The 15,543-nt window shown below is 72.8% G+C and carries 18 protein-coding genes; 9 read left to right on the forward strand and 9 right to left on the reverse strand.

All coding sequences use genetic code 11. The annotated features are described in order from the left end of the window. Nucleotides 1-12 precede the first annotated feature (12 nt). A complete protein-coding gene (locus tag MQE23_RS11505) occupies nucleotides 13-858 on the reverse strand; it encodes an oxidoreductase (RefSeq protein ID WP_020271313.1) in 846 nt (281 codons plus the stop codon). Then, nucleotides 855-1,727, reverse strand: a complete 873-nt coding sequence (locus tag MQE23_RS11510; protein ID WP_037668023.1) for a helix-turn-helix transcriptional regulator — start codon at nucleotides 1,725-1,727, stop codon at nucleotides 855-857. Before MQE23_RS11510 ends, MQE23_RS11505 begins: the two co-directional genes overlap by 4 nt. 128 nt (nucleotides 1,728-1,855) lie before the next feature. On the opposite strand from MQE23_RS11510, the gene MQE23_RS11515 reads away from it, so the two are divergent. Together MQE23_RS11515 and MQE23_RS11520 are read left to right on the forward strand one after the other, a co-directional pair. After that, nucleotides 1,856-2,632 carry an SDR family oxidoreductase gene (locus MQE23_RS11515; RefSeq protein ID WP_037668029.1) on the forward strand — a complete coding sequence of 259 codons (777 nt, stop codon included), beginning with the start codon at nucleotides 1,856-1,858 and terminating at the stop codon, nucleotides 2,630-2,632. Between the two features lie 64 nt (nucleotides 2,633-2,696). Beyond that, nucleotides 2,697-3,251: a DUF488 family protein gene (locus tag MQE23_RS11520; protein WP_020274539.1), complete on the forward strand. Its 555-nt coding sequence runs from the start codon at nucleotides 2,697-2,699 to the stop codon at nucleotides 3,249-3,251. Nucleotides 3,252-3,256: 5 nt separating this feature from the next. Here the strand turns inward: MQE23_RS11520 and MQE23_RS11525 are convergent, their stop codons facing one another. Together MQE23_RS11525 and MQE23_RS43510 are read right to left on the reverse strand one after the other, a co-directional pair. Then, on the reverse strand, nucleotides 3,257-3,892 hold the full coding sequence (locus MQE23_RS11525; RefSeq protein ID WP_020274538.1) for a hypothetical protein: 636 nt from the start codon (nucleotides 3,890-3,892) through the stop codon (nucleotides 3,257-3,259). Between the two features lie 120 nt (nucleotides 3,893-4,012). Continuing rightward, nucleotides 4,013-4,147 (reverse strand): hypothetical protein, encoded by a 135-nt coding sequence (locus MQE23_RS43510; protein WP_020274537.1) that lies wholly within the window; start codon nucleotides 4,145-4,147, stop codon nucleotides 4,013-4,015. Between the two features lie 256 nt (nucleotides 4,148-4,403). On the opposite strand from MQE23_RS43510, the gene MQE23_RS11530 reads away from it, so the two are divergent. Beyond that, nucleotides 4,404-5,858 (forward strand): serine/threonine-protein kinase, encoded by a 1,455-nt coding sequence (locus tag MQE23_RS11530; RefSeq protein WP_020274536.1) that lies wholly within the window; start codon nucleotides 4,404-4,406, stop codon nucleotides 5,856-5,858. On the opposite strand, the gene MQE23_RS11535 is transcribed toward MQE23_RS11530, so the two are convergent. Together MQE23_RS11535 and MQE23_RS11540 are read right to left on the reverse strand one after the other, a co-directional pair. Further along, a complete protein-coding gene (locus tag MQE23_RS11535; RefSeq protein WP_020274535.1) occupies nucleotides 5,845-6,543 on the reverse strand; it encodes a class I SAM-dependent methyltransferase in 699 nt (232 codons plus the stop codon). The genes MQE23_RS11530 and MQE23_RS11535 overlap by 14 nt on opposite strands. 134 nt (nucleotides 6,544-6,677) lie before the next feature. Beyond that, complete coding sequence (locus MQE23_RS11540) at nucleotides 6,678-7,358, reverse strand: response regulator transcription factor (RefSeq protein WP_243379095.1); 681 nt, start codon at nucleotides 7,356-7,358, stop codon at nucleotides 6,678-6,680. Nucleotides 7,359-7,709: 351 nt separating this feature from the next. Here MQE23_RS11540 and MQE23_RS11545 point away from each other — a divergent pair, with 351 nt between their 5' ends. The 6 genes from MQE23_RS11545 to MQE23_RS11570 all read left to right on the forward strand — a co-directional run bounded on the left by MQE23_RS11545 (nucleotide 7,710) and on the right by MQE23_RS11570 (nucleotide 13,360). After that, nucleotides 7,710-9,176, forward strand: a complete 1,467-nt coding sequence (locus MQE23_RS11545; protein ID WP_243379096.1) for a Y4yA family PLP-dependent enzyme — start codon at nucleotides 7,710-7,712, stop codon at nucleotides 9,174-9,176. Continuing rightward, nucleotides 9,173-10,492 (forward strand): pyridoxal-phosphate dependent enzyme, encoded by a 1,320-nt coding sequence (locus tag MQE23_RS11550; protein ID WP_020274532.1) that lies wholly within the window; start codon nucleotides 9,173-9,175, stop codon nucleotides 10,490-10,492. The genes MQE23_RS11545 and MQE23_RS11550 overlap by 4 nt, the downstream gene beginning before the upstream one ends. Before the next feature lie 5 nt (nucleotides 10,493-10,497). Next, nucleotides 10,498-11,694 carry an aminotransferase class V-fold PLP-dependent enzyme gene (locus MQE23_RS11555; RefSeq protein WP_020274531.1) on the forward strand — a complete coding sequence of 399 codons (1,197 nt, stop codon included), beginning with the start codon at nucleotides 10,498-10,500 and terminating at the stop codon, nucleotides 11,692-11,694. Between the two features lie 90 nt (nucleotides 11,695-11,784). Then, on the forward strand, nucleotides 11,785-12,549 hold the full coding sequence (locus tag MQE23_RS11560; RefSeq protein WP_020274530.1) for a class I SAM-dependent methyltransferase: 765 nt from the start codon (nucleotides 11,785-11,787) through the stop codon (nucleotides 12,547-12,549). A gap of 149 nt (nucleotides 12,550-12,698) precedes the next feature. Beyond that, on the forward strand, nucleotides 12,699-12,998 hold the full coding sequence (locus tag MQE23_RS11565; RefSeq protein ID WP_020274529.1) for a hypothetical protein: 300 nt from the start codon (nucleotides 12,699-12,701) through the stop codon (nucleotides 12,996-12,998). Between the two features lie 50 nt (nucleotides 12,999-13,048). Continuing rightward, nucleotides 13,049-13,360 (forward strand): metalloregulator ArsR/SmtB family transcription factor, encoded by a 312-nt coding sequence (locus MQE23_RS11570; protein ID WP_037670927.1) that lies wholly within the window; start codon nucleotides 13,049-13,051, stop codon nucleotides 13,358-13,360. A gap of 84 nt (nucleotides 13,361-13,444) precedes the next feature. Here MQE23_RS11570 and MQE23_RS11575 read toward each other — a convergent pair whose 3' ends face one another. The 3 genes from MQE23_RS11575 to MQE23_RS11585 all read right to left on the reverse strand — a co-directional run bounded on the left by MQE23_RS11575 (nucleotide 13,445) and on the right by MQE23_RS11585 (nucleotide 15,520). After that, on the reverse strand, nucleotides 13,445-13,882 hold the full coding sequence (locus MQE23_RS11575; protein WP_020274527.1) for a DUF6299 family protein: 438 nt from the start codon (nucleotides 13,880-13,882) through the stop codon (nucleotides 13,445-13,447). A gap of 112 nt (nucleotides 13,883-13,994) precedes the next feature. Next, on the reverse strand, nucleotides 13,995-14,393 hold the full coding sequence (locus MQE23_RS11580; RefSeq protein WP_020274526.1) for a RidA family protein: 399 nt from the start codon (nucleotides 14,391-14,393) through the stop codon (nucleotides 13,995-13,997). Then, a complete protein-coding gene (locus MQE23_RS11585) occupies nucleotides 14,390-15,520 on the reverse strand; it encodes an acyl-CoA dehydrogenase (RefSeq protein ID WP_037670933.1) in 1,131 nt (376 codons plus the stop codon). The genes MQE23_RS11580 and MQE23_RS11585 overlap by 4 nt, the downstream gene beginning before the upstream one ends. Nucleotides 15,521-15,543 lie beyond the last annotated feature (23 nt).

The raw sequence follows: 15,543 nt of genomic DNA on the forward strand, positions 1-15,543 counted from the left end.
CCTGAGCCTCGGTCAGGCGGCCGGGTAGTCGGCGCCGACCGTGACGGCCCGCCAGGTGTCGAAGCCGGCCCGGAGCGTGTCGAGCCGTGCGGTGGCGATGTCGTACGCCGCCTTGCCCAGCAGCAGACGCAGCGGGGGCTCGGGTGACTCGACGGCGTCGATGACGGCCGCGGCCGCCCGTAGCGGATCGCCCGGCTGGTGGCCGTAGGTGGCCAGGGTGGCGGCGCGCCGTGCGCCGGCGGTCGCCGCGTAGTCGTCGATCACGGTGGCCGACTGGCGCATGGAGGGGCCGGACCAGTCGGTGCGGAACGCGGCGGGCTCGACGATCGTCACCCCGATGCCGAGCGGGGCGACTTCGGCGGCGAGCGACTCGGACAGTCCCTCCACCGCGAACTTGGTGGCGTGGTAGTAGCCGGTGGCACCGAAGGCTGCCAGGCCGCCGAGGGAGGAGATGTTCACGATGTGACCGGCCCGGCGGGCGCGCATGCCCGGCAGGGCGGCCCGGGTGGTCTCGACGAGCCCGAAGACGTTGGTGTCGAACAGGGCCCGGACCTCCGCGTCCTCCCCTTCCTCGACGGCGGCGAGATAGCCGTAGCCGGCGTTGTTCACCAGGACGTCGATCCGCCCGAACTCCGCTTCCGCCCGCTCCACGGCTTCGGCCACCTGAGCGGGGTCCGTGACGTCGAGGGCCAGGGCGAGGGCCCGCTCGCCGTGGCCGGCGGCCAGGTCGGCGACGGTACGCGGATCGCGGGCGGTGACCGCCGCCCGGTGGCCGCGTTCGAGGAGGGTGGTGGCGAGGGCACGGCCGAGGCCGGTGGAGCAGCCGGTGATGAACCAGACGGGTGTGCTGTCGTTCATGTGCGAAAGTCCTTGGTCGATTCAGTGGTCGATTCGGTGGGGCGCTGGTCGCCCGCGCCGAGGCTGCCCAGCAGGGTGAGCGCCTGTTCGGACGGGCTGCCCGGGGCGGCCTGGTAGACGACGAGTTGCTGGCCGGGGGCGCTGTTGACGGTGAGCGACTCGTAGTCCAGGGTCAGTTCACCGACCTGCGGGTGCCGGAAGCGCTTGGTCTCACGGGTCTTCTGGCGGATGTCGTGGCGGGCCCAGAGTCGGCGGAACTCCTCGCTCCTCAACGACAGTTCGCCGACGGTCGCGATGAGCAGCGGGTCGTCGTGGCCGGTCCCGGCGGCAGCCCGCAGCCCGGCCACCGTGTTGACCGCCACGCGGTCCCAGTCCGGGTAGAAGTCCCGCGCGTCCGGGTCGAGGAAGACCAGGCGCAGCAGGTCACCGCTGTGGGTGTGACCGGCGAACAGCGCACGCCCGAGGGCGTTGTGGGCCAGCACGGTCAGGCAGCGGCCCAGGACCACCGCCGGAGTGCTGTGCCAGCCCTCCATCATGCGCAGCAGGACCGGACTCACCGGCTCGGACCGCGTGCGGCCACGCGGGCGGGCGGCGACGGGGCGTGCCAGCCGGTGCAGGTGGTCGACCGCGTCGTCCTCCAGGCGCAGTGCCCGGGCCAGCGCGTCGACCACCTGCGCCGAGGGGTGCCGTTCCCTGCCCTGTTCCAGGCGGACGTAGTAGTCGGTGCTCACCCCCGCCAGCATCGCGACCTCTTCCCGGCGCAGGCCCGCCACCCGGCGCCGGCTCCCGGTCGGCAGCCCCGACTCCTCGGGGGTCACCAGGGCACGCCGGGCACTCAGGAACCGGCCGAGCCGGTTGTCGCTGTCCATGTCCTCCACCGTAGGTCCGGCCCCGGGGCCGCGGGAGCCCGCAAGGTGGCCGCGCCACTCCTACGATCCGCTCTCCTGCGGGCGGTGCGGCCTGGTCGAGAGTGCACGGCGCACGCACGGTGGACGGCATGACACACACCTCCCCTTCCCTCCCCCTCACCGGCCGGGTCGCGGTCGTCACCGGCGCCTCCAGCGGGATCGGTGCCGCGACGGCGCGCCGCCTGGCGGACGGCGGTGCGCGCGTCGCGCTGCTGGGCCGCCGCGAAGACCGTCTGGAGGCGCTGGCCGGGGAACTGCGCCGCGCCACTCCCGGAGCCGTCCTGCCGGTCGCCGTCGATCTCACCGACACCAGGGCCGTGCCGGAGGCCGCCCGTGCCGTCGCCGGGGCGCTCGGCGCCGTCGACCTGGTCGTCGCGAACGCCGGCGTCATGCTCGGCGCTCCCTTCGAACGCGGCCGGGCCGACGAGTGGGACCGCATGATCGACGTCAATCTGCGGGGCCTGCTGCACACCTCCCGCGCCTTCGCCGACGACCTCCTCGCCGCGGGCGCCCGCGGCGGCCCGGCGGACCTCGTCCACGTCGGCTCCGTGGGCGGACACGCCCTCTTTCCCGACTGGTCCGTCTACTGCGCCACCAAGGCGGCCGTCGCCCATCTCACCCGCAATCTGCGTGCCGAACTCGGGCCGCGCGGTGTCCGCGTGAAGAACATCGAGCCGGGCGTGACCGGCACCGAACTCGGGGCGGACATGCAGGACCTCGGGATGCGCGAGGCCCTGTCCCGCCTGCGCTCCGGCCTGGGGCCCCTGGCCGCGGAGGACGTCGCCGAGGCCATCGCCTTCGCGGTGTCGGCGCCGCCGCACGTCAATGTCGCGGAGATGGTCGTGGTACCGGTGCGGCAGGGATGATCCGCGCCCCGGGCATCGACCGGGTGTCAGGTGTAGGACCGCGAGAACGGGAAAGTCCGGCGCCGTGGACGTGCTTCTGCTGACCTTCGGGCACAGCACCGCCGACCGGGACCGGATCGCCGATCTGCTGGGCCACGCCGGTGTCACGGCCGTCGTGGACGTGCGGATCGCTCCCGGCAGCCGCCGCGACCCCGATCTGTCGCGGCGGCGGCTCGCCGAGTGGATGCCGGGCCGCGGCATCGCCTACCGGTGGGAACCCGCTCTCGGCGGGTTCCGCACCCCTCCCGTGGACAGCCCGGACATCGTCTGGCGCAACGCCTCCTTCCGCGGCTACGCCGCCCACACCCGCTCCCCCGACTTCGTCACCGCCATGGACCGGGTGCTGCGCGAGGCCGCGCAAGGCCGCACCGCCGTGATGTGCAGCGAGGCGGTCTGGTGGCGCTGCCACCGCCGGCTGATCGCCGACTTCGCGGTACTCGCCCGCGGCGTGCCGGTTCACCACCTCATGCACGACGGGCGCCTCAGCGCCCATGCGCCGACGCCCGGCGCACGACTGCGCGATGACGGGCTTGTGGTGTACGACGGTTACGACGGCCGCACAGGGCCCGGCAGCGGCTGAGCCCGTCAGTACAGCTTGTCGACCGCCGTGACGGTGGTGGCCTTGAAGTCGGACACCTGGGCGTGCTGGAAGTTGCCCATCTGGCCCCACCGGACGACCGTCACGGTCGTGCCGTCGCGGCCCACCGAGAACAGGCCGATGTCGGAGGAACCCCACGCCGAAGCGGTGTGGAGGCCGTAGACATGGGCGCCCTCCTCGACGTCCAGCCGGCCGTAGTTCTTCTGCGTCGCCGTGATGTCGGGGTCCTGCTCCATCAGCTTCTTCGCGCAGCCGGCGAGGTCCTTGCGCAGCAGCGCCGCGAAGTCCTTGGCCCGTTGTTCACTGCGCTCCACGACCGTGATCTGCTGGGCGTTGGTGTCGTACTCGGTCCAGTACGAGCGGTGGGAGGCGATGGACGGCAGGGCATCGCCCACACAGACCGGCAGCGGGTCGGGCTGCCCCGCGGTGACCGGACCGGCGTACCAGGGCGAGGCCGGGTGCGGCGGCAGTTCGGCCGGCTCCAGGAACCGGGGTGTGTCGGATGCCGGTGCGGCGGCGGCCGGGACGGCGGCCGCGGTGACACCGGCGACGGCCGCCAGCGCGGCCAGCGCCGCCACGGTGGTACGGATGCCTCGGGTACGGCCGTGCATGGTCTTCCCCATGTTTTCCCCCATGTAGTCGAATGCGCGGGCTTCAGCCCTTGCATCCACTACGACCCGTCACCTCCCGCATACGTTGCCCTGCACACCTGCTACGGGTCCGTCCCGAATGTCACCGGCCCGCTACAGGGCGTCGGGGACGTAGCCGATCAGTACGTCGGCGGGGCCCTGGACGCGGACCTCGCCCAGGGCCGCGGGGAGGAGCAGGGTGCGGGCGCGGTCCAGGCGGCCGGTCCAGGGGCCGGAGGTGACGGTCACCGGGGCTCCGGCGTTTGCTGAGGATCCGCGCGGTGGAGAAGGCGTGCACCAGGTCGAGTTCGGTGCCCACGTCGTCGTTGAAGGCGTGGGGCGGCTGCAACGGCCGGGTGAACCGCTCCAGGGAGACGGGACCCCTCCCGGCGATCGGGGCCGTGATCCGCCTCACTTCCGGCCCGGGTCGGCCCGGGGTCGCCCGTTATGGTGACCAGGGCGTACCAAGGCGCCCAAGAACGGACAAGGTGGCGGAGGACACACGGTGGCGGACGAGAGGCGACTCGTCGCCGGGCGCTATCGGCTCGCCGAGCGGATCGGCCGGGGCGGCATGGGGACGGTGTGGCGCGCCGACGACGAGCTGCTGGGACGCCTGGTCGCCCTGAAGCAGCTGCACGAGCGGCCGCACCTGTCCGCGGACGAGCTCGGCACGCTGTACGAGCGCATGCGCCGGGAGGCCCGCAGCGCCGCGCGTGTCACGCATCCCAACGTCATCGTCGTGCACGACGTCGTGGAGGACGACGGCCGCCCCTGTGTCGTCATGGAGTACGTCCCCGGCCACACGCTCGGCGACCTCCTCCAAGGCGGCCGGACCCTCCCGCCCGACGAGGCGGCCCGCATCGGCCTGGCCATGGTGGGCGCCCTCCGCGCCGCGCACGAGGCCGGCGTGCTGCACCGCGACGTCAAGCCCGGCAACGTCCTCCTCGGCGCGGGCGACCGGGTCGTCCTCACGGACTTCGGCATCGCCATGACGGCCGGTTCGTCGACGCTGACCAGGACCGGCGAGATGGTCGGCTCCATCGAGTACATGGCCCCGGAACGCGTCCGTGGCCTCACCCCCGGCCCGGCATCGGACCTGTGGGCCCTGGGCGCGACGCTCTACCAGACCCTGGAGGGCCGTCCCCCGTTCCGCCGCGCGACGGCGATGGAAACGGCCTACGCGATAGCCACGGACCCCTTGACCCCACCGCGCCGGTCCGGCCCGCTGGGCCCCCTCCTGGAGTCCCTCCTGGCGAGGGACCCGGAGGTCCGCCCGTCCGCGGAAGAGACAGAACGTTCCCTCAGGGCAGTGGTGAACGACGCCCCCCAGGGGCGCGGGGCCGTGTCGAAAGGCGGCTCCGCCGCGGGGCGCGACCAGCCGCGAACCACCCGCACCCGCCGACGCCGCCGCATCACCACCCTCGCCGCGACCCTGACCACCCTGGCCGTGGGCACCACCCTGTACGCGACGGCCCCGCGCGACGCAGCCAAACCCGACGACAGCACAAGCCCACCCCCCGCCCCCAAGGGCTACCACCTCGTCCACGAGGCAAAGCTCGGCATCTCCTTCCCCGTCCCGGACGGCTGGACACCCCGCAACCGCACAGCGGAACAGGTCACCTACACCACACCATCCGGTCTCGCCGGCATCACCATCGGCACGGTCGCCCCCGCAGGCCCGAACCCCGCCGACCACTTCGCCGAGATCGAGGCGAACACCAAGGTCAACTACCCGACCTACCGCCGGATCCGCATGCAGCGCACGACCTTCCGCGAACAGCCCGCCGCCGTCTGGGAGTTCACCTTCCACGGCCGGGCCCGCCCGTTCCGCGCCATCGACCTCGGCTACGGCCGTGAGGGCGGTCGCGAGTACGACATCTACCTCTCGGCGCCCGAGGCGCAGTGGGACACCTACCGCCCCGTCTTCGACCAGGTCAGGAACGGCTTCAGGACAGGCTGAAGAAGATCATGGGGTTGTCCCTGCTGTCCTTGACGGGATGTCCGAGGGCCAGGCGCCGCTTGACGTCGTTCAGCCGGTCGTGGATCTCGGGCGCGTGCGCCCGGGACGCCGTGAAGTACCGGTTCCCCCGCTCGGCGAGCCAGCGCAGCACCACCGCCCCCTCGGTGAACGGCAGCGCCCGGCGCCCGTGGAACACGTCGTGGACGCACACGGGTATGCCGGGCCGCATGCGCGGCAGCAGGTGCCGGACGTACCAGTGGGCGAAGCGCGCGGAGTGCGCGGCGTCGATGAACAGGAAGTCCGCCGTGTCGGGGACCTTCTCCAGGTTCTCCCGTACGTCCCCCTGCGTGAACGTCCAGCGTCCCTCGGCGAGTCGGCCTGGCACCTCGCGCAGGACGTGGTCCACCACGTCGTACGAGTACAGATGGCCCGTGCCGTTGTCACGCAGGGCGCGCAGGATCCAGGTGGTGGACCAGCCGTGGAACGTGCCGATCTCCACCACCGTCTCCGGCCGGGCCTCGCGCAGCAGCAGATAGGTGATCTCCGCCTCGATGTCGTCGAGTTGGGCCTTCATCGCGTGGGGCGGTGCGAGCAGCGCGCGCTGTTCCTCGCGGACCCGTTCGAGGTCGTCGGTGTAGGTGCGGTAGAGGCGGACGACGTGGTCGATGTCGAGGGGCTGGTGCATGTGGGCGCTCCGTGCGTACCGGTCCGTGGTCAGGGTGGGGGGACGGTAGGGCGCGGGACGCGGGCCGCACGTCACACCCGGGTGCCAAGTGCGGTGTGGCACCGGGGTACGACCCGCGCCCCGGGCCTGCGGACTCAGCCGGCCGATCCGGGCACGACCAACCCCGACTCGTAGGCGAGGACGACCAGTTGGGCCCGGTCTCTGGCACCCAGCTTGGCGATCAGCCGGGTCATGTGGGTCTTGACCGTCTGCTCGGCCACCACCAGCGTCCCGGCGATCTCCGTGTTGGACAGGCCCCGCGCGACCAGCCCGAGGACCTCCGTCTCCCGGGGTGTGAGGCCGTTCATCCGCAGCCGGGCCTGCCGCCCGGCCTGGGGGCGGCGGCGAGTCATGTCCTCGATGAGGCGGCGGGTGACGGACGGGGCGAGCAGGGCGTCACCGGCCGCGATCACCCGGACGGCCTGGACGAGTTCGGCGACCGGGGCGTCCTTGAGCAGGAAGCCGCCGGCGCCGGCCTGGAGGGCCTCGTAGACGTAGTCGTCGAGGTCGAAGGTGGTCAGCATGAGCACCTTGGGCCGGTGCGTCACGCCCGGCGGCGGGTCGAGCAGCCGCCGAGCCGCCTCGAGACCGTCCATCTCCGGCATCCGGATGTCCATCAGCACCACGTCGGGGTGGGTTCTGCGGCAGACCTCCACCCCGCGCCGGCCGTCGGGTGCCTCCCCCACGACGTCGATGTCGCTCTGCGCGGACAGCAGTGCGGCGAATCCCGAGCGCACCATGTCCTGGTCGTCGACGACGACCACCCGTACGACCATGCTCACTTCTCCCGTTCCGGCACGCGAACCCGTACGGCCCGGCCTCCCGTTGCCGGGAACGGCGGACCACGGCCAACTCTGCGTCGCGGCGCAGGGCCGCCGCCTCGGCCGAACGGCCAGAGACACCGGCCCGACCTGCGAAGGCTCGGCCGAACGACGGATGCCGCGGCCCCGCGCCGGGCGCGCGCCGCCCGGCCGGACCGTGATCCGCTTCACACCGGCGCAGGGACAGGCCTGGGTCTTACAGGGCGTAAAGCGACCGAAGAATGGATATGGGCTATACGGCGCAACGCGGGGAGTGTCGGCTGTGCCCGGATGCCGGGCACAGCCGCTACAGGGGAAGGAGCTCGCATGGACGGCCGGCCCTTGTATCTCGAACCCCGACTGGAACCACGGCTCACGTCGCTCCTGGCGGCGACCGGGACATTGCACTCGCTCACCGACGCGCTCGGCTCACCCCTGCACGTCGTGGTGCCGGACCAGATCGCCGAGAACCTGGAGCGGTTCCGCTCCGTGTACCGCAGGCATCACCTGTCCGGCCAGGTCTACTACGCCCACAAGGCGAACCGGTCCAGTGCGCTGCTGCGCCGGCTCGCCGCCACGGACGCGGGCGTGGACGTCGCGTCACTGGGCGAGTTGCAGCACGCGCTCGGGGCCGGTTTCACCGCCGACCGGATCACGGCCACGGGTCCGAAGAACCCCGAGTTCCTGTGGCTCGCGGCCCTCACGGGCGTCACGGTCGGTGTCGACGGCGTCGCCGAGCTGGACCAGATCGCGGCGCTGGTGCGCAAGCACGCGCTCGCCCCGGTGCGGGTGCTGCTGCGGCTGTCGGGGTTCGAGACGTCGGGGGTGAAGGTGCTGAGCCGGCGCAGCCGGTTCGGCACGCCCGTACGGGAGTTGGAGCGGCTGCTGGAGGCGGTCGAGCGGCACGGCGACGCGGTCGAGCTGACGGGGGTGGCCTACCACCTGGACACGACGAGCGTCGCGGAGAAGGCGACCGCCCTCGAAGGCTCCCTGGCGGCCCTGGAGGCGTGCCGGAGCCGGGGGCTGCGGCCCCGGGCCGTGGACGTCGGCGGCGGATTCGGCGTCAGTTACCTCGCCGAGCGGGAGCAGTGGGAGGAGTACACGAGCGCGCTCACGGCCGCCGTCCTGGGCCGCCGCCCGCCCCTGACCTGGGGCGGGCACGGCTACGGGCTGCGGGACGAGTCCGGCACCCTGCGCGGCGCGCTCGGTCTCTACCCCGCCCACCGGTCCGTCGCCGGCGCTGCCTATCTGGACGAACTGCTGGCCCAGCCCGCCGCCTCCCTGGGTGGCCGTCCGCTGGCCGCGCTGCTGCTGGAGCACCTGTACGACCTGCACAGCGAGCCCGGCCGGGCGCTGCTGGACCAGTGCGGGCTGACCCTGGCGAAGGTGCTGGAGGTCCGCTCCCAGGAGGGGGGCGGCGCACTGCTCGTACGGCTGGCCGCGAAGGCGGACGACATCGCCCTGGAGGACCACGGAGTGCTGATGGACCCCGTCGTCGTCCCCAGAAGCGCAGCCGGGCCGGGCGAAGGGCCCGTCGCCGTCCACCTCTTCGGCGGCCTGTGCCTGGAGACCGACCTGATCACCCGGCGTACGGTCTTCCTGCCGCGCCGCCCGGTCCCGGGTGACCTGCTGGCCTTCGCCAACACCGCCGGCTACGCCATGGACTTCCACGCCACCCGCGCCCAGCACCAGCCCGCCGCCCGCAAGGTCGCCGCCTGGCAGGACGGCGACGCCTGGCGCTGGTGCCTCGACGACCAGTTCTGGCCGATCACGCCCTCGGGGGGAGCTCAGTGAGGTACGACAGCATCACCGATGCGATAGGCAACACCCCGCTGGTACGGATCGACCCGGCCGTGCACGGCCTGCGCAACATCGACCTGTTCGCCAAGCTGGAGATGCTCAACCCCTTCGGCTCGGTCAAGGACCGGGCAGCCTGGAGCATGGCGCGTCCGCTGCTGGCCGATGCGGTCCAACACGGCAGTCAGGTCGTGGAGTTGTCCAGCGGCAACACGGCGAAGGCACTGGCGGTCCTCGCGGGCATGCACGGCCTGGGCTTCAAGAGCGTCACCAACCGGATGCGGGTCCCGGAGATCAAGGACCTCCTGCTGCTGCTCGGCGCGGAGATCGAGGAGCTGCCGGGGCAGAGCGAGTGTCTGGACCCGACCGCCACGGACGATCCGCTGACCCTCTTCCATCGCACGCTGTCCGCCTCCGGCAGCGCCTATCTCCACACCGACCAGTACTTCAACCCGCGCAACACCGAGGCTCATCTCACCGGCACCGGCCCGGAGATCGTCAAGGACCTGGACGGCCGGGTGCCGGACTGGTTCGTCGCCTGTGTGGGCACGGCCGGTTCCTCGACGGGCGTGGCCCGGGCGCTGCGGGAGGAGGATCCCTCGGTGCGGGTGGTCGGGCTGGTCGCGGCCAAGTCCGACTTCATCCCCGGGATCCGCACCATCGACGAGGTGCAGGAGGTCGGCCTGTTCGACCCGGAGACGTACGACACGATGGAGTCGGTGAGCTCCGACGAGGCGATCGAGGGGATGCTGACCCTGAACCGCCGCTGCGGCATCCTGGGCGGACCCACCGGCGGCGCCGCCTACCACGGGGCGGTGCGTCATCTGCGCGCCGCCGACGAGGAGTTGAGCGAGCGCCGGACGGCGGTGTTCATCGTCTGCGACCGCGTGGAGAGCTATCTGAGCTACGTCCGGCAGCGGCGGCCCGACCTGCTGGGCCGGCCGCCCCGGAAGAACTCGCCGGCCGACCTGACCGAGGCGGAGGTGGGCGGGGCGCCGTCGGTCACGGTGGCCGAGGCCCGGCGGTGGATCGACTCCGAGGGGCCGCTCGTGGTCGACCTGCGCAGCCCGTTCGCGTACGCGGCGCTGCACATCGACGGGTCGGTCAACATCGTCGACGAGCTGTTCGCCGAACTCCTCCAGGGGGGACTGCCGTTCAGCCGGAGCCGGCCGGTGCTGCTGGCGTGTCCGGTGGGCGAGCAGTCCGCCCGGTACGCGGCGCTGCTGACCCGGATGGGCCATCCCGACGTACGCAGTTTGGCCGGCGGCATCATCGCCTGGCGGGACGCGGGCGCGCCGCTGGTGCGGGACTGACCGCCATGACCGCACCCGCGATCCGCGACGATCTGCGCCAGTGGCAGCAGGCCCTGCGCGCCCAGTTCCCCATCGTCACCGGGCACCCGGAGCTGGCGTACCTGGACAGCGCGGCGACGGCACAGAAGCCGCAGGCCGTCCTGGACGTCGTGCAGACGTACCTCACCACCAGCAACGCCAACGCGGCACGCGGCACCTACACCTGGGCCAACCGGACGACGGAGCTGGTCGAGCGCACCCGGGAGCGCGTCGCCCGGTTCCTCGGAGACCCGCAACCGGAGCGCTCCGCCGTCCACTTCACGAGCGGCACGACCGAGGGGCTGCGCACGATCGCCCGCGACTGGCTGCCGGGGTTTTTGCGCGACGGCGACGAGATCGTCGTACCGGACGCCGACCACCAGGCCAACATCGCGCCCTGGCGGGAGGTCCAGCGGCTGCTCGCCCGCGAGGGCACGCACATCCGGGTGGTGCCGATGCCGTACCAGAGCGGTTCCGGGGACTACGACCACCGCGCGCTCGCCGAACGGGCCGGGCCGCGCACGCGGTTCGTCGCCACGACCCATGTGCACCACGTCTACGGCGGCGACATGAACGTGCAGCGCATCCGCCGGGCGGTCGGCCCGGACGCGGTGATCTGTCTGGACGCGGCGCAGAGCGTCGGGCATCTGCCGGTGTCCGTGGCGGAGCTGGACGTCGACTTCGTCGTCTTCTCCGGGCACAAGGCGCTGGCCCTGCCCGGGTCCGGGGCGGTGTGGGCCCGGCAGGAGCGCGGCCCGGCGTTCACACCCGGCGGGTGGAGCGGCACCCCGAACACAGTCGGGATCGCCTCGCTCGAAGCGGCCCTGGACTGGCTGGACGCCGCCGGTCCGGAGCGCGTCGAGGAGTGGACGGTCGCCCTGGCGGCCCGGCTCACCGAGGGGCTGCGCCATCTGGACGCCTACGAGATCCTCGGCTGCCCGCTGAGCCTGGCCGCCGACTCGGCGGTGCAGCGGCGCCAGGCCATCGTCACCCTGCGGCATCGCGCCATCGACTCGGGCGACCTGGGGTTCATCCTCTTCAGCCACGGTTTCATGGTCCGCTCGGACAACCACTGCCAGGGGGACGCGGGCGAGAAGACCGGTTCGGTCCGGGTGAGTCTGCATGTGTACAACACCGTTGAGGAGATCGACCGGCTGCTGTCCGTCCTCGCCTCACTCCAGTGACTCCCCCAGCTATGCGGAATGGGAACCGTTTCCACCTGTAGGCTCGGACCGGCAAGAGTCAGGTGCGAGACGGCAAGGTGGCGCGACCGGATGGGGCTGAGTCTGGCGACGGCGGAGCGATGGGTGGAGCGCTGGGAGCTCCAGCAGCAGCGGTACGCGGTCGACCGCGAGGAGCGGTTCACGGTGATCGCCGACGTCGTCGAGCACGTCACGGCCGGGCAGGACTCCCGGCCGCTCGTCGTCGACCTGGGCTGCGGGCCCGGCTCCTTGGCGGCCCGGCTGGTCCGGCGGCTGCCGGACGCGGAGATCGTGGCCGTGGACCGGGATCCCCTGCTGCTGGAGCTGGGCCGGACCCACCACCCGGACGCGGCCCGCTACGTCGACGCCGAGATCGGCGCACCCGGCTGGACCTGGACCCTGGACCTGGACCGGCCCCTGGACGCGGCCGTCTCCACGACGGCCCTGCACTACCTCGACCGCGACACCCTGCTGCGCGTCTACCGGCAGCTCGCCGCGCTGCTGCGGCCCGGCGGTGTCCTCGTCAACGGCGACCATCTCCCCCAGGGCGACACGGGCCCGGGCGGCATCGCCGCCCATGTCGGACGGTGCCGGGCCGACCGGCAGCGGGTGTTCGCGCACGAGGACTGGGGTTCCTGGTGGGCCGCCGTCGCCGACGACCCCGAGCTGACGGACCTGTTCGCCGAGCGTCGCCGCCGCGAGGCGCCCCTCGGCACCGGCCGCCCCGCCGAACTCCCCCTCTCCGCCCATCTGGAGCTGCTGCGGCAGGCGGGCTTCGCCACGGCGGGCCCGGTCTGGCAGTACGGCGACAGCTGCGTGGTCGTCGCGGTTCGCTGACCCGGGCATCACCCCTGCGCCGTCCTCGGCTCGCGGGCGGCGCCGGTCGCCAGGACAATACATGCAGGAATCGCTATATGTTAATGTCGCCATGACAGTCCCGCGGGAAGCGCCGCGGGCGGCACGAGCACACGCAAGGAGCCACCCCCATGACCACCGCCGAGCACCTCACCCACGAGAACCACGCGCACGCCCACGGCGACGACTGCGGCCACGTCGCCTTCACGCACGGCGACCACACGGACTACGCCCACGACGGCCACATCCACCGGATGCACGAGGACCACGTCGACGAGTGCACGAACGGCGGTCACGCGGTGCACCAGAACCACGACCACCAGCACGGCGACAACTGCGGCCATCTGGCCGTGCGCCACGACGACCACACCGACTACGTCCACGACGGTCACCGGCACGCCGCCCACGAGGGACACTGGGACGACCACTGAGGCACCCGCCCGGCATATTGGAAACCGTTGTCATATGCTAATGTGTGCATATGACAACGACGCCCTCTCTTCCGACGGACGAGCCGGATCCGACCCTGCAGGCGGCCAGCGAGCTGCTGCGCGCGCTGGCCTCGCCCGTACGGCTGGGAATCGTGCGCGAACTGTCCGGCGGCGGGAAGTACGTCCATGAGCTGGTGACCGCGCTGGGCGTGAGCCAGCCGCTGGTCTCCCAGCATCTGCGGGTGCTGCGCACGTCCCGGATCGTCACCGCCCGGCGTCAGGCCCGCGAGACGCGGTACACCCTCACCGACGACCATGTGGCGCACATCGTGCTGGACGCCATTCGGCACGCACAGGAGTAGGGGCGAGACGGTGGCGCAGGCCGGGTCCGGACCGGTGCGCGGCCCGCGTTCACGGGCCGCGCACCGGTCCGTTCACCGTTGCACTCAGGCCCGGGTCAGGGTGATGGCCCGGCCCTGCACCGCGTGGAAGTGAGGCAGCGGCAGGCCGCCGAAGGTGCGCAGTTCCATCAGGGTGGCCTCGACGTGGGCCGCGCCGGGCACGAGTGCGCCGGGCGTGGGCCGGCCCGTGTTCGCCCAGCGGTGCTTCGCGCCGTCGCACACGGCCCGGGTGCCGCCGATGCCGTAGCGGGTGGTGGAGGCACCCTGGCTCACGGAGGAGCTGACGAAGACCGGACCACTGGAGCTCTGGCAGCGGTAGGTGCCGGAGAGGGTGACGGTGCCGTCGGCCGTGATCCGGCCCACCGACTCGACCGTCACGGCGTCGCGCGGGGTGGGCGCCGCGGTGGCGGGCGCCGCTGTGGCGCCGGTGAGCAGGAGCAGCGCGGCACCGGTCGCCGCGCCGAGAAGGGGACGTAGACGCATGGGGGAACCTCCCGAAAGGAGTGGATTTGCGGCTTCCACTCGTACCGGGCCTCCGGCCCGGCGCCCGTGATCCTCACCCCTTCGGTGGCGAGTCCGCCGCGCCCCTTGGGAGCTAGGGCAGCACCGCGAAGCCGTCCAGTTCCACCAACGCCTCCTCGTCCCACAGCCGGACGACCTCGACGACCGCCATGGCCGGGTAGTGGCGGCCCGCCAGTTTCCGCCAGAGCAGGCCCAGTTCGGGGGCGTGGGCGCGGTACGCGGCGACGTCCGTGGCGTAGACGGTCACGCGGGCCAGGTCGGAGGGCGTGCCGCCGGCCGCCGTGAGGGCGGTCAGCAGGTTGGTGAGGGCCTTCTCGAACTGTTCCGGCAGGGTCGCGCCGGTCACCTTGCCGGCGCCGTCGAGGGCGGTCTGCCCCGCCAGGAACACCACCCTGGACCCGGAGGCCACGACGGCGTGCGAGAAGCCCGCCGGCGGGGCGAGGCCGGGCGGGTCGATGCGCTCGGTGGTCACCGGGCCTCCTGGTGGGCTGTGTACAACTCCTTGGCGATGATGCCGCGTTGGACCTCGCTGGCCCCCTCGTAGATGCGGGGGGCGCGCACCTCCCGGTAGAGGTGTTCGAGCAGGTGACCGTGTTGCAGCGCGCGGGCGCCGTGCAGCTGGACGGCCGTGTCGACGACGTACTGCGCGGTCTCGGTGGCGAGCAGTTTCGCCATGGCGGCGCGCTGGGGCACGTCCGGGGCGTCCTCGTCGTACGCCGCCGCAGCCGCGTAGACCATCAGCCGGGCCGCCTCCGTGCGCAGGGCCATCTCGGCGACCTGGTGGGAGACGGCCTGCAGGTCCCGCAGCTTGCCGCCGAAGGCGTCCCGCCCGGCGGTGTGCGCGAGGGTCGCGTCGAGCGCCGCCCGGGCCATACCGACCGCGAAGGCACCGACGCTGGGGCGGAACAGGTTGAGCGTTCCCATGGCGACCCGGAACCCCCGGTCCACCTCGCCGAGCACGTCGTCGGCCGTCACCGGCACGGCGTCGAAGCCGAGCGCGCCGATGGGATGCGGGGAGAGCATGTCGAGCCCGGCCCCCGTCAGCCCCGGCCGGTCGGCCGGCACGAGGAACGCCGTGACGCCACGCGCCCCCGCCCCCGGGGTGGTCCGGGCGAAGACGGCGTAGAAGTCGGCCTCGGGCGCGTTGGAGATCCAGCACTTCTCACCGGTGAGACGCCAGCGGGCGGGGCCGTCGGGGGCGGCGGTCAGGTCCAGCGCCGCCGCGTCCGACCCCGCCCCCGGCTCGCTGAGGGCGAACGCCGCCACCGCGCTGCCGTCGGCCACCCGGGGGAGCCAGCGGGCCCGCTGGGATTCCGTGCCGTGGGCGTGGACCGGGTGGGCGCCAAGGCCCTGGAGGGCCAGGGCCGTTTCGGCCTCCGTGCAGGCGTAGGCGAGGGACTCGCGCATCAGGCACAGGTCGAGCGCGCCGGAGGTGAAGAGGCGGCCGAGCAGTCCGAGGCTGCCGAGTTCGGCGACCAGGGCCCGGTTCACCCGGCCCGGTTCACCCTTCTCGGCCAACGGGCGGAGCCGCTCCGCGGCCAGGGCGCGCAGATCGGCACACCAGGCGAGTTGTGCCGGTTCGAGCGAGAATGCGGTCATCGCCGGTCCCTTCTCCGCCACCC

The organism is Streptomyces sp. HP-A2021, assembly GCF_022807935.1.
Classification (GTDB): domain Bacteria; phylum Actinomycetota; class Actinomycetes; order Streptomycetales; family Streptomycetaceae; genus Streptomyces; species Streptomyces afghaniensis.

Bases quoted from the DNA above. Each gene is read 5' to 3' on its own strand.
- MQE23_RS11565 (WP_020274529.1), top strand. From the start codon at position 12,699: ATGACCACCGCCGAGCACCTCACCCACGAGAACCACGCGCACGCCCAC.
- MQE23_RS11505 (WP_020271313.1), bottom strand. From the start codon at position 858: ATGAACGACAGCACACCCGTCTGGTTCATCACCGGCTGCTCCACCGGC.
- MQE23_RS11525 (WP_020274538.1), bottom strand. From the start codon at position 3,892: ATGGGGAAGACCATGCACGGCCGTACCCGAGGCATCCGTACCACCGTG.
- MQE23_RS11510 (WP_037668023.1), bottom strand. From the start codon at position 1,727: ATGGACAGCGACAACCGGCTCGGCCGGTTCCTGAGTGCCCGGCGTGCC.
- MQE23_RS11535 (WP_020274535.1), bottom strand. From the start codon at position 6,543: ATGCACCAGCCCCTCGACATCGACCACGTCGTCCGCCTCTACCGCACC.
- MQE23_RS11570 (WP_037670927.1), top strand. From the start codon at position 13,049: ATGACAACGACGCCCTCTCTTCCGACGGACGAGCCGGATCCGACCCTG.
- MQE23_RS11540 (WP_243379095.1), bottom strand. From the start codon at position 7,358: ATGGTCGTACGGGTGGTCGTCGTCGACGACCAGGACATGGTGCGCTCG.
- MQE23_RS11515 (WP_037668029.1), top strand. From the start codon at position 1,856: ATGACACACACCTCCCCTTCCCTCCCCCTCACCGGCCGGGTCGCGGTC.
- MQE23_RS11575 (WP_020274527.1), bottom strand. From the start codon at position 13,882: ATGCGTCTACGTCCCCTTCTCGGCGCGGCGACCGGTGCCGCGCTGCTC.
- MQE23_RS11555 (WP_020274531.1), top strand. From the start codon at position 10,498: ATGACCGCACCCGCGATCCGCGACGATCTGCGCCAGTGGCAGCAGGCC.
- MQE23_RS11585 (WP_037670933.1), bottom strand. From the start codon at position 15,520: ATGACCGCATTCTCGCTCGAACCGGCACAACTCGCCTGGTGTGCCGAT.
- MQE23_RS11560 (WP_020274530.1), top strand. From the start codon at position 11,785: ATGGGGCTGAGTCTGGCGACGGCGGAGCGATGGGTGGAGCGCTGGGAG.
- MQE23_RS11545 (WP_243379096.1), top strand. From the start codon at position 7,710: ATGGACGGCCGGCCCTTGTATCTCGAACCCCGACTGGAACCACGGCTC.